11 protein-coding genes are annotated in these 12822 nt (G+C 62.6%); 2 read left to right on the top strand and 9 right to left on the bottom strand.

The window, feature by feature from the left end; genetic code table 11:
* Nucleotide 1: 1 nt before the first annotated feature.
* The 4 genes from AABE20_RS07560 to ubiA all read right to left on the bottom strand — a co-directional run bounded on the left by AABE20_RS07560 (nt 2) and on the right by ubiA (nt 4104).
* Nucleotides 2–985, bottom strand: coding sequence for an RluA family pseudouridine synthase (locus tag AABE20_RS07560; protein ID WP_338332512.1), 984 nt, complete (start codon nt 983–985; stop codon nt 2–4).
* A gap of 10 nt (nt 986–995) precedes the next feature.
* Entirely contained in the window at nt 996–2348 is a 1353-nt protein-coding gene (locus AABE20_RS07555; RefSeq protein ID WP_338332511.1) for a replication-associated recombination protein A, read from the bottom strand.
* 117 nt (nt 2349–2465) lie between these two features.
* On the bottom strand, nt 2466–3125 hold the full coding sequence (locus AABE20_RS07550) for a LolA family protein (protein ID WP_338332510.1): 660 nt from the start codon (nt 3123–3125) through the stop codon (nt 2466–2468).
* A 58-nt stretch (nt 3126–3183) separates the two neighbouring features.
* Nucleotides 3184–4104, bottom strand: coding sequence for a 4-hydroxybenzoate octaprenyltransferase (gene ubiA / locus AABE20_RS07545; protein WP_338332509.1), 921 nt, complete (start codon nt 4102–4104; stop codon nt 3184–3186).
* A gap of 176 nt (nt 4105–4280) precedes the next feature.
* On the opposite strand from ubiA, the gene AABE20_RS07540 reads away from it, so the two are divergent.
* Complete coding sequence (locus AABE20_RS07540; protein ID WP_338332620.1) at nt 4281–5045, top strand: 16S rRNA (uracil(1498)-N(3))-methyltransferase; 765 nt, start codon at nt 4281–4283, stop codon at nt 5043–5045.
* 60 nt (nt 5046–5105) lie between these two features.
* Entirely contained in the window at nt 5106–6536 is a 1431-nt protein-coding gene (locus AABE20_RS07535) for a glutamate--cysteine ligase (RefSeq protein ID WP_338332508.1), read from the top strand.
* Here AABE20_RS07535 and AABE20_RS07530 read toward each other — a convergent pair whose 3' ends face one another.
* The 5 genes from AABE20_RS07530 to AABE20_RS07510 all read right to left on the bottom strand — a co-directional run bounded on the left by AABE20_RS07530 (nt 6537) and on the right by AABE20_RS07510 (nt 12688).
* Nucleotides 6537–7628: a glycosyltransferase gene (locus tag AABE20_RS07530; RefSeq protein ID WP_338332507.1), complete on the bottom strand. Its 1092-nt coding sequence runs from the start codon at nt 7626–7628 to the stop codon at nt 6537–6539.
* A gap of 36 nt (nt 7629–7664) precedes the next feature.
* On the bottom strand, nt 7665–9056 hold the full coding sequence (locus AABE20_RS07525; protein WP_338332506.1) for an MFS transporter: 1392 nt from the start codon (nt 9054–9056) through the stop codon (nt 7665–7667).
* 108 nt (nt 9057–9164) lie between these two features.
* Nucleotides 9165–10577, bottom strand: a complete 1413-nt coding sequence (der, locus tag AABE20_RS07520) for a ribosome biogenesis GTPase Der (RefSeq protein WP_338332619.1) — start codon at nt 10575–10577, stop codon at nt 9165–9167.
* A 13-nt stretch (nt 10578–10590) separates the two neighbouring features.
* Complete coding sequence (locus AABE20_RS07515; protein ID WP_338332505.1) at nt 10591–11988, bottom strand: PQQ-like beta-propeller repeat protein; 1398 nt, start codon at nt 11986–11988, stop codon at nt 10591–10593.
* A gap of 4 nt (nt 11989–11992) precedes the next feature.
* Nucleotides 11993–12688, bottom strand: a complete 696-nt coding sequence (locus AABE20_RS07510; protein ID WP_338332504.1) for a hypothetical protein — start codon at nt 12686–12688, stop codon at nt 11993–11995.
* Nucleotides 12689–12822 lie beyond the last annotated feature (134 nt).

Below are 12822 nucleotides of genomic sequence, written 5' to 3'. Positions count from 1 at the left end.
CTCAGCCGCCCTTGCGCGCAGGGGGAGGCGTTGTTCCGGGTGTAAAGCCCAGAGCGCGAAAGGTCTCACGCATATGGGGGGGCAGTTCCGCGCTTACAACCAGTCGGCCCCCTGCGGGGTGTGGCATGTCCAACTCCCGCGCATGCAGGTGCAACTGGTCTGTAAAGCCCGAGGGATGTGCTGTGGCCCCACCATATTTGGGATCGCCCAGAATGGGGGTGCCAAGGGATTCGCAATGCACGCGCAACTGGTGTGTGCGCCCCGTCAGTGGGGAAAGCCCAAGCCATGAGAACTTGCGGGCCGCCGAATCCAGCACTTCGTACACTGTGCGGGCGGACTGGGCGTCCTGATCCTTACGATCAGCCGCAACCGTAATGGCGCCGGGGCCAACCCCAAGGCGGGCGAGCGGCTGGTCAATCTCGCCCGAGAGCGGGTCTGGCCTGCCGACAACAACGGCCCAGTATGTTTTTTTAACGTCCCGCCCACGAAAATAGGCCGCCAGCTTGGCGGCAACACCGGGGGTTCTGGCCAGCAGCAGCAGGCCCGACGTGTCGCGGTCGATCCGGTGGACCAACCTTGGGCGCGGGTCCTCTGGGTTTTCACGCAGGCCATCGAGCATCATGTCCACATGGCGGGTAATGCCCGGACCACCCTGCACGGCAAGGCCGGAGGGTTTGTTAAGCACGATCAGATGTTTGTCCTGATAGATGACCATACGCTGGATTTCGCGCACCAGCTTGTCGTCCAGCGGGCGCGGCACATCGCGCGCGGGCTTGGCGGCCATGGGAATGGGCGGCACGCGCACACTCTGCCCCGGCTCCAGCCGGGTGGAAGCCTCCACCCGTTTGCCCTCAACGCGAATCTGGCCTGTGCGGCACAGTTTTTGCAGCGCGCCCTGGGTCAGGTGCGGGTAATGGCGGCGGAAATAACGGTCGAGGCGGATGCCGGCCTCGTCCTCGCTCACGGTAAGATTGACAACACTCATGCGCTGATATTCACGACTGGCGCCGTTCCCGCAAGCGGGACCATGTTTCCAGCCTGTGTTTGACCTCCCGTTCGTAGCCTCTGGCCGTTGGATTATAAAAGGTCTGGCGGCGCATACCATCGGGGAAATAATTCTGCCCCGAGAAGCCTTCCTCCGCGTCGTGGTCGTATTCGTACCCCTTGCCGTAGCCAATATCCTGCATCAGCCGCGTGGGCGCGTTCAGAATATGGGCGGGGGGAATAAGGCTGCCCGTGGCCTTGGCCGCGCGGCGGGCCGCGCCATAGGCCTTGTAGGCCGCGTTGGACTTGGGGGCTGTGGCAAGGTGCACCACAAGCTGGGCCAGAGCCAGCTCCCCTTCTGGCGAGCCAAGACGTTCGTATGTCTCCCACGCGGCTATGGCCAGCGGCAGCGCGTTGGGGTCGGCCATGCCCACATCCTCGGTGGCAAAGCGGGTCAGGCGGCGGGCCAGATAACGCGGGTCCTCGCCCCCTTCCAGCATCCGTGCGAACCAGTACAGCGCTGCATCGGGGTCCGAGCCACGGAGCGATTTGTGGAGGGCGGAAATAAGGTTGTAGTGCTCCTCGCGGTCCCGGTCGTACAGAATGGCCCTTTTGGCCAGCAGCCGGGCCAGAGCCTGCGCATCCAGCGGTCTGGTGTTTTTCAGGCTGAGCACCTGCTCCACCATGTTCAGCAGGTAGCGCCCATCTCCATCCGCCATGGCGCGCAGGGTGGCGCGCCCGTCCTCCGTTAGGGGGAGGGGGTGGCCTGTTTCCTCCTCCGCACGGGCCAGCAGGGCCTCAAGGGCCGGGTCGTCCAGCCGGTTGAGCACCATGACCTGACAACGTGAGAGCAAGGCCGAGTTCAGGGCAAAAGAGGGGTTCTCGGTTGTGGCGCCCACCAGCACAACGGTGCCATCCTCCACCACGGGCAAAAAACCATCCTGCTGCGCGCGGTTGAACCTGTGAATTTCATCCACGAACAACAGAGTGCCCACGCCGCCAGCAGCCAGCTTACGTGCGGCGTCAAACGCTTTTTTAAGGTCCGCCACACCGGAGAACACGGCCGAAATCTGCATGAACCGCAAACCCGCAGCCTGTGCAAGCAGGCGGGCAATGGTGGTTTTGCCCACACCAGGACCACCCCACAAAATCAGGCTGGGCAGGGTGCCGCGTTCCAGCATAAGGGTGAGTGTGCCCTCCGGCCCCAGCAAATGCCCCTGCCCCACCACATCGGCCAGACAGGCCGGGCGCAGGCGGTCCGCCAATGGCTGGGTTGGGGCAGCCCTGCCCCCCGTGCGCGCAGCACTGCCCTCCCCCCCGGCGGCGGATGGTGGGGCGGCTCCAAACAGGTCATCCCCGGTCATGGCGCTGCGTGCCGTATGGTCATGGCGTTCATACCCTTGGTCTTAAACATTCGGTCCTGTCTGGCTTTAATATCGCCATGCGTTACGTGGTTTTCCAGTAGGTTCCAAACGGCGGTGCTAGTCTTCGGGCTGGGCGGGCAGGTCGAACATGCTGGGGGCAATATCCGCCCCCGGATGCACATCAAACAGGGTGACCCGTGTCTCCCGCCCCTGAGCGTCCAGCACACTCCATGACCGCAGAGCCAATGGGGTTTCGTAAAAAACCAGTGTCAGGCTGCCATCTGCGGGAGATGCATTACGGACCAGCCGCACCGCGACCAGACCAGCCTCGTGGCGGAATGCAGTCACCGTTACCCCATCGGACAGGCTGATATGCGGCGCCAGCAAAAGCCCAAGTGGCGTGCGGTCCATGGGAATAACCGTGGTCTGGTCCAACTGGCTGTCGCGGAACACCACCTTGCCCTGATTGGCCACCAGCAACAGAGGGGATGGCGGGTCATAGGCCAGCCGCATCTGACCGGGGCGCTTCATCCACACTTTGCCAGTTGTGCGCTTGCCCTCTGCATCTATCTGCTGGATGCGGGCTTCAAACGTGAGCGATCGGTTGAGGGCCTGCTCTATTTTGCCCACCCATGCCTGATCCGCCGCACTCAGGCGGGCGGGCACAACGGTGGAGGACGCAACGGCCTCACCGGCAACATCCTGCGCGTGTGCGGCCCCCGCAAGCAGGAGCAGACCGGCACATACTGGCGCAACAGCGCGTAAAACTCTTTTCATGAACGGGGCATCTCACTTTGACCGCCAGCCAGAACCGCCAGCAAAAAACATCATACTCTCAAACCGCCAGCAGCCCGAGCGCCAGAGCCAGCGCAATGGTCAGCCCGATCTCGCGGTTGGCGCGGAACTGTGCAAGGCACAAAGCAGGCCGGGCCGGATCAACCGCCACAGCCTGCCGCCAGAACAGCACACCGGGCAACAGCAGCGCGGGCCAGAACAGCACACCAGCACCCGCCAGCATGCCAGCACCCGCCAGCAGCACAACCGTAAGGGCGTAACACACGCCAATAAAGGCACGCGCACGCCCTGCCATAAGGCGGGAGGTGGATTTAACGCCTATGCGGGCATCATCCTCCATGTCCTGAAAGCCATAAATCGTATCAAACCCAAGCTGCCAGACAATCGTGGCGGCATAAAGGACGGCCTGCGCCCATGTCAGTTGCCCAGCCGCCGCCGCATACCCCATGGGAGCACCAAACCCGAACGTAAACCCCATGACAAGCTGCGGCCACCACGTAAACCGCTTGGCCAGCGGGTAAAGGCCCACCAGCACCAAAGAGGACACCCCCAGCACCCACGAAAGCCCATTAAGCTGCACCAGCACACCAAGCCCCATGGCCAGCAACAGGGCCAGAAAGCCCGCGGCCTGCCGCATGCTCAACGCACCACTGGCCAGTGGCCGCCCCGCCGTGCGCGCGACCTGGCGGTCAATATCGCGGTCCCACATATCGTTTACAACGCACCCCGCCGCCCGCATGACCAGACTGCCAATGCCAAACAGAACAATCAGCCTGACCCGCTCCAACGGGGCCACGCCCTGTGGCAGCAAAATACCCCACACACCGGGCAGCCACAAAAGCCACGTGCCCACGGGCCGGTCCAGCCGGGCCAGCAATGCATAAGCCTGCAAGGAGGGAGGGAGGCGGGCAATCCATCCCGTAACCCGGATGTCGGTATGGCTGATGGGGGGAGCAGACACGATTCTGATATGGCCTTTTGTCAAAAATAACGGGCGTTCTTTGCGCCCCTTCCTATGCCACAAACTGCGGCGGACCATAACCACCCGCCCGCCCCTGCTTTGCAAAACAGGGTGTTTCGTGCGTAAACCGGGCCTGTTCTTCCGTTACTTGAGCAGACGCACGAAAAATGACCGGCATGCATGCCCTCTTCCGCCTCCCCCGCCTGTATGCAGACCCCACCCTGCTGCCCGATGCGCGCGCAGGCGCCTCCTGCCCGCTCCCCCCCGAGCAGGCCCGCTACCTTGGCACCGTCCTGCGCAAAAAAGCGGGGGATCAGGTGCGTATATTCCACGCTGGCATAGGGGAGTGGCTGGCCAGTATTACGGATCTGCGCAAAGACCGGGGGACGCTGGCACTTGAACACCAGACCCGCCCCCCACAGACCTGCCCTCCACTCCGGCTGGCTTTTGCCCTGCTCAAGCGCGATGCCACCGATCTGGTCCTGCGTATGGGCACGGAACTGGGGGTAACCGAATTTTTGCCACTCACAACCGAGCGCACCAACACGCACCGCACCAACCCCGAGCGCCTGCATGCCATAGCCGTGGAAGCCGCCGAACAGTGCGAGCGGCTGGACATTCCCACCATAGCTCCCGCGCAGACCCTGCCCGCGTTACTGGGGGGCTGGCCACAGCACACAACCCTGTTTGCCGCAATCGAACGGCTGGACGTGCGTGATGGCGCAGCCTCCCCCGCACCACCACACGTGCGTAAGGGGGACGGACTCCTGATCGGGCCAGAAGGCGGGTTGAGTGATGGCGAATGCCAAACCCTGCTCCACCGCCCCTTTGTTGCCCCAATTTCCCTTGGTTCACTGGTGTTGCGGGCCGACACGGCCGTGGTGGCGGGGCTTGCCCTGCTGGGCAATGGCTTGCGCTCTGCCCCGGTTTCATCACAATAAGGCAATTGCTCCTGTCTTGCCCCACAACTGCAAGGCTGTTTTTGGGATACAGAAAACCTCATGTCCAACCCCGGTGCCTCAGACACAACGCCCGTCCATTCCATTTCGCAGCTTGCCGAACTGCTTGCGCAGGGCTGCAAACCGCGTGATGCGTGGCGCATAGGCACCGAGCACGAAAAATTCGGTTTCATGCGGCCCGAGGCCGTGGTGGGCGACGCCGCCCCGCAGGCGGGTGGCACGGCATACGCAACCCCACCCTACGCCCCCAACGGCATAGAAACCCTGCTGCGCAACCTCCACAAATCCGAACCGGATGACTGGACCTCCGTGCTCGATGATGGCCGCATTATCGGGCTTAAAGGTCAGGGGGAGGCCGCAGGTGCGGCCATATCGCTCGAACCTGCCGGGCAGTTCGAACTCTCGGGCGCTCCCCTGCGCACCCTGCATGACACGGCAGAGGAACTCAGCAACCATCTGGATGCCGTGCGCCCGCTGGCGCGCAAGCTGGGGCTGGGCTTTGCGCCTTTGGGCTTCCACCCTACCGCCACCCGCGCCGAGCAGCCATGGATGCCCAAAACACGCTATGGCATCATGCGCGATTACATGCCCAAGGTCGGCACCATGGGGCTGGATATGATGCAGCGCACCTGCACCGTGCAGGTCAATCTGGACTTTGGTTCCGAGCAGGACATGGTGCGCAAGATGCAGGTTTCCATGGCGCTGCAACCCGTGGCCACCGCATTGTTCGCCAACTCTCCTTTTGTGGAGGGCAAGCCCAACAACTTCCTTTCCAACCGCGCACGGGTCTGGACCGATACGGACAATGCCCGCTCGGGCATGCCAGCCTGCGTGTTTGAAAAAGACTTTGGCTTTGAACGCTACGTGGAGTGGGCGCTGGACGTGCCCATGTACTTCATCATGCGTGAAGGCAGGATGCGCAACGTGGCTGGCCGCTCCTTCCGTGCATGGATGAAGGGGGAACGCCAGGACGGGCTGGAGGACGTAACGCCCACCATGGGCGATTTTGAGGACCACCTGACAACCGCCTTCCCCGATGTGCGACTCAAACAGTTCCTTGAAATGCGCGGAGCCGATGCCGGATCGCCTGAAATGATGATGGCCCTGCCCGCCCTGTGGACCGGCCTGCTGTATGATGACGCAGCCCTGGAAGCCGCATGGGAACTGGTGCGTGCGCGCCCGTGGGAAGACTACATCAAGCTGCGCGAACTGGTGCCCATGATGGGGCTGGACACACCATGGGGCGAAGGCACGGTGCGTGACCTTGCGGCCCACATGCTCTCCATCTCCATGGATGGTCTGCAAAACCGCGATATGGTGGATGAGCAGAGCCAGACGAGCGAATGGGTCTATCTGGCCCCACTCACAGCCCTTGCCGCAGGTGCGCCCACACAGGCCGAACATTGGCTGGAACGCTATTATGGCCCGTGGATGGGCGATGCCTCGCGTATTTTTCTTGAAAGCGAAATCTGATTACAGCACAGACAAAAGGCGCTGCTCCAGTCTGGCGGACTGGACCTGCGCCCTAAGCTGCTCACGCGCCACCGCGCGGGCCGCCTGCCCCATGCCTGCCCGCACACCCGGCTGCAGAACATGGGCAAGGGCCTGAGCCAGCGCCTGCGCATCTGCCGCAGGCACAACCATCCCCCCCCCACCCAGCATGGCCGCGTCCAGCCCGGCCTCGCTCGAAGCCACAACTGGCACGCCGCACATCATGGCTTCGGCCGCTACACTGGGCAGGCCCTCCCGGTCTCCGTCCGTGGCACGTACACTGGGCACAACCAGTGCCACTGCATGTTCCAGTTGCTGGCGTAACTGCCCTGCACTCAGCCAGCCAGCAAAACAGACATGGTCCAGCCCTTGCGCCTGCTGCTCCATGGCGCTGCGCAGCGGTCCATCGCCCGCCAGCACAACCGGGGGTGTTATTCCCCACCCGGCCAGAATGCGCAGGGCATCCAGCAGCACGGGCAGGCCTTTTTTTTCCACAAACCGTCCGGCAAAGACCAGACGGTCAAATGGCCCACGGGCGGGAGGGACATCCTCCGTGCCAATGTTGAGCACTTCCAGTTTATGGGCTGGCGCCCCGCGCTCTAACAGCTTGTCGCGCACGCCATCGGACACACACACAAACAAGGCGCTGTAGTCCAGCAATGCCTGCCACCGGCGCTGAAAAACAGGCGCGGGAAAACGCTTTTGGTAATGCCGGTCCTTGAACGCATCCCCCCCATGGAAGGTCACAACCAGCGGCAAACCCAATTGTCGGGCAATGGGCAGCGCCAACGCGCCGCCCCGACCAAACTGTGCATGCACCACAACAGGAGCCAGATCGGCCACCGCATGGCCTGCCCTCCACCCCATCTGTTTGAACGCCAACCGCTGCAATGGCCCCAGCATGGAGCCTTCGCCAATAATGCGTAAGGTGGTGGCCATGTCCGCAGGAGGGTTATCGCGGTGGCAACCAACCCAGTAGGGTCTTAGCTGGCTGAAAGCCATGTACTGCCTGCGCATGAAGGCCTGTTCGGATGCGGGCAAAAGCCGGTCACGGTAAACAAGGCATGTCTTCATTTTACGCTCCCCTGCCCGTGCCACCGCCGTGGCGCATTATGCAGACCGCCCAACCAACAGACGGCTTGCACTCAGCAATGCGGCAAACAGGGCCACGCACCCCGCGACCAACAGGCATTCCCGGTTGGCGGCATCGGCCCAGAGGGTAAAAAAGGCGGCAACGCCCATAGCCCCCACAGTCTGCCCGGCCTGACGGGCCACCTGCACCATGCCGCTGGCTCCACCAGCCCTGTGCAGCGGGGCTGCAACCATCATCGCTCTGTTGTTGGGAGGCTGAAAACACCCAAACCCCCACCCGGCCAGCGCCGTGCGCCATGCAATATCCCACAATGCCGGGTGCGCAGGCAGTTGCCAGAGCAGAAAAAAGCCAGACGCCGTAAGCCCCAACCCGATGGAGGACAGCACCCCAGCGGAAATACGGTCCGCCACCCGGCGGATAACCGGGGCCGAGAGAATAATGCCAATAGGCCACGGCGTAATAAGCAACCCCGTCTGGGCCGAACTCAGGCCCAGCGCATCATGCAAGGTAAAGGGCATGGAAACGATGTAAAAATTGGAGGCAATAAAGCCGCAAAACCCGGTTGTGAACGCCACAGCAAAGTCTGGCCGACGCAACAGGTCAACCGGCAGAATGGGCTGGGGAATATGGGCTTCGCGCCGCACCAGCCATGTGCCCGCCATAAGCCCGCAGGCCAGCAGAGCCAAAGACGCCGCCCAGTTCTGGGCATGGGCCAGCCCATCGCCCCCCATAATGCAGGCTCCAAAGGCCACAACACACAGCAGGCTGCCGGTTACATCGGGCATATGGGGTGCGCGCGGGGTGTTGGGCAGGGCATAAAACGCCATGCCAAGGGCTGCGGCCCCCAAAGGCAGGTTGATCCAGAACAGCCATGGCCATGAGGCAAAGGTGAGAATACCCGCAGCAGCCGTTGGCCCCAGAGCCACGCCAAGTGCGACAACCAGCCCGTTGAGCGCCATGCCACGCCCGATTTCCGCCGAGGGGTAAATAAAGCGCACCAGAGCGATGTTCACGCTCATGATGCAGGCCCCCCCTATGCCCTGCAACACCCGGGCACCTGCAAGCACGGGCAGGCTGGTTGCCATGGCGCACAGGAGCGAAGCCACCATAAACAGCAGAATGCCCGCCCGGCACAGCCGCGCAAACCCGACACGGCTACCAAGGGCCGCCAATGGCAGCAAAGAGACCAGACTGGCCATCTGATACGCATTAACGATCCAGATGGAGGAGGAGGAGGAAGCCCGTAGGTCGCGCGCTATGTCCGGCAGGGCCACATTGGCAATGGCGTAATCCAGCAATGCCAGAAAAACGGACAGGGAGACCGCCAGCATGGCCCAGTTTCTGGCCGAGCCATGCAGACCATCGGAGGGGGCTGGCTGGCGGGGCGTGGTCTGCTGGGGGGGCGTCATGCTGGGTTCTGGCTCCTTGTTGGGGGGCCATGCTGCCTGTGGCAGAGCTGGCAGCCCATGACAAAGCCGCAGCAGACACCCCTTTGCGTCAGTCCTGACCTGTTAGGGTCAGGGATTATGCGCATATGGGTTTTTGGTGCCGCGCATCTGTAGCCGAATGGGCACACCCGGCAGGTCAAATGCCTCACGCAGGCCATTGACCAGATACCGCTTGTAGTCATCGGGCATCTGCTCGGCTCTGGTGCCAAAAACAACAAAGGTTGGCGGGCGGGACTTAACCTGCGTCATGTAACGCAGCTTCAGCCGCCTGCCATCCACCAATGGCGGCTGGTGGCGTTCTAGCATTTCCTCAAACCAGCGGTTGAGGGCACCTGTGGGTACGCGGGCGTTCCACACAGTCCATGCCTCACGCACGGCAGGCAGCAGCTTTTGCACGGCCGAGCCTGTCAGGGCGGAAAAGGTCACGACCGGCACGCCGCGCATCTGGGCAAGGGAGATGCTCAACCGGTCCATAATGGCCTTGCGCGTGCCCGTGCGGTCTTCCACCGCATCCCACTTGTTCAGGGCCAGCACACAGGCACGCCCTTCACGCTCGATCAGACGGGCGATCTGAAGGTCCTGCTCATGCACACCCAGTGTTGCATCCAGCACCAGCACCGCCACTTCCGCCATTTTCAGGGCTTCAATGGAAGCGGAGACGGACATCTTCTCCAACGCCTCATCAATACGGGCTTTTTTGCGCAGACCTGCCGTATCGACAATTTCGAACGTATCGTCCCCGTCATGCAGGGTTACGGCAATGGAATCGCGCGTAAGCCCCGGCTCCGGGCCGGTAATCATGCGTTCTTCACCCAACAGGGTGTTCAGCAAGGTGGACTTGCCCGCGTTAGGCCGACCGACAATGGCAATCTTGAGCGGACCTTTGGGGCGGGTATCTTCCTCTTCCGAGAGTTCGGGTTCGGGGGCCCATTCGTCCTCTTCATCCCCCACCTTATCGGCGGGCAGGCGTTCGGCAATTTCCCACATCAGGTCCGTCACGCCCTCGCCGTGTTCGGCGGACAGGCCGAGCGGGTCACCCAGACCCAGCCTGTAGGCTTCCAGCGCTGCCGCCGTACCCTGCCGCCCTTCCGCCTTGTTGGCGATCAGCAGCACAGGCCGGTTCTGGCGGCGTATCCATTGGGCAAAATGCTCATCCGCAGGGGTAATGCCCGCGCGCGCATCTATGCAGAACAGAATAAGGTCCGCGTCCTGCACGGCACTTTCGGACGAGGCACGCATGCGACCAAACAGTGTGTCTGGTGCGGCCTCTTCCAGCCCCGCCGTATCAATCAGGCGGATGTGGCGGCCACGTACAAGGGCCACACCTTCCTTGCGGTCACGGGTCACGCCGGGCGTGTCCGCCACGAGTGCCTGCCTGCGCCCGACCAGACGGTTGAACAGGGTGGATTTGCCCACATTGGGGCGACCGGCAATAACAACAACCGGAAGGTCCCCCGTCGGTATCGGCGGGAGGGGGCGCATGGACTTGCGACGTTCAACCATAGGAGATCAGGTTTCCGTCATTTGTTACGATAAGCATTTGGTTGTCCACAACAATGGGAGGCACGAAGGACGTGGTCTCCATTGCATCAATAGAGATAATTGCGCCAGTCAGCGGGTTAATACGGATCATGCCGTTTTCTGGCAGGGTGCTCAGGCACACAAGCTGGCCACCCGCCATAATGGGGCCAAACCATGTGACAATATCCTTGCTTTCCTTGATCTTACGGAAGCGGCGGAGCTGGGTAATCCAGCGCACATGGCCAGAAAGCCGGTCGATACAGGCGATCTGCTGGTCAAGGGAGACAATGAACAACCAGTCCCCCACGCACAGAATGCTGTTCTGACTGGCAACGGAGCGTTCCCACACACGGCGGCCCGTGCGGATATCCACCGCGGCAAGCACCTGCGCCATGCTGACTGCATAGACAACGCTGCCCACAATAACCGGCAGGCCGCGCACACAGTTAAGGTTGAGCGTGCTGGCCTGTGAGCCAACATTGCCGAGCATTTCGCTCCACACAACCTCACCACTTTCCGCACGGAAGGCGACCAGATCCCCCCCGCCAAAGCCTGCCACCACAACGCCATTGGCGTAGGCGGGGGCCGCCTGACCAAACACCGTGGTCTCGGCAGCCGTTGCGGCGTACGTCCATATCTGGTGGCCAGTTGCCGCATCCAGTGCGAAAAACCGCTCATCAATGGTGCCAAAATAGACACGCCCTTCCGCAACAGTCGGGGCGGAGCGGCCGGGGGTTCCAACATCGGTCCGCCACTTGACCTTGCCTGTGGCGGCATAAACGGCAACAGCCTGCGAAATGCCGTCCACAATATACAGCACGTCCCCATCAACCCCGATCCCGCCGCCGGTGTTGCTGGAGCGGGACTGCTTGGGCCGTGGGTTAAAAGTCCACACATGCCGCATGGCAGGCCATGTAAAGGCACGGATAACGCCCTGCGCATCCATAACAAACAGCCGCCCGTTATGAACAACCGGCACGCAGGCCAGCATGCCGCGCCCGAGCGAGCCAAGGGCCGCCCATGCCATAAAGTCCGGCTGGGAAATGCCAGCCCCGATACTGTGCTTCCAGCGGCGGTGTAGCCCACCCCACGCATAGTTGCTGCCCGTATGCGCGGGCACACGGCCACTGATCGGCCATTCAGAAACCGAGATCGGAGCAGGCAGTGCAATGGCGGTGTGGTCTTCCTTATCCACCATCAGCCCCGCGCCAGAAGACAGCACATCCGTGCGGTGCCCGGCCAGAAGGGGTTTTTTATCGTCGTCGTCATCACCACAAGCGGCCAGTGTGGGGGCCAGTGCCGCACCTGCCAGCAGGCTCCTGCGGGTCAGGCCGGACCGGGCGGCGGCGCCAATATATGTCTTGCTGCTCATGGTTTTATCCTGCTGACGGATCAAGGGCCTGCATCATATCCTGCGCCCGGTTGCGTACACCTGCGGGTGTTTCGGCCGAGTCTACAAGGGCCGACAGTTTTTTGCGGGCATCGTCCTTATGCCCCTCACGCACATCCAGAACAGCCAGTGCCTCCACGGCAAGGCCGTTCCATGCCTTGCCCTGCCCGCTCAGCAGCGACAGGCGGGAGCGCAGGGTAGGAATATCCCCCGTATCAAGCTGGTGCTGGCACCACAGCAGGGTTGCAATGCTACGCAGGGCGGGGTCCGCATCGGGGTTGTCCTGCACGGCACCCCATGCGGCCAGTGCGGCGGCGGCATCGCCCCGGGCGGCCTGCACTGCGGCGACCTGCATCCGGGCCAACGCGGCCACACCCTGATCGCCTGATGTCGCCAGCTTTTGCAACGCCTCCAGACCAGTCTGCGCCTTGCCTGCAAGGGCTACGGGGCTGCTGCCCACCTGATCGGGCAGATGATCGGTCTGGCGCAAGGCAGCCAGATACGCGCCTGTTGCCGCCTGATCCAGAGCCTTGTGCCGCGCAAGCTGCCATGACCACAGGCCAGCCCCCGCAACAACGGCCACAACGGCAGCGACCGCCACGCCAGCATAACGCCGGGCGAGCACACGCATGCGTTCAGCCTTAAGCTCTTCGTCAACTTCCCGGTAAATATCCTCTGCCACGATCCGGCCCGTTCCTGTTCCTGCCAATGCATGCCTGTCCGTATTATGGCATATCTGCCCCAGCCGGACGCATGACACAAGGCGCAGAGTGTCTGTTGTGCGCCTGTTATACCGTGTTATGGGCCAACAGGCGC

Source organism: Acetobacter zythi (assembly GCF_963921165.1).
Taxonomy (GTDB): Bacteria; Pseudomonadota; Alphaproteobacteria; order Acetobacterales; family Acetobacteraceae; genus Acetobacter.
The sequence above is the reverse complement of the archived record's forward strand: the minus strand, read 5'-3'. Positions and strand labels throughout refer to the sequence as shown.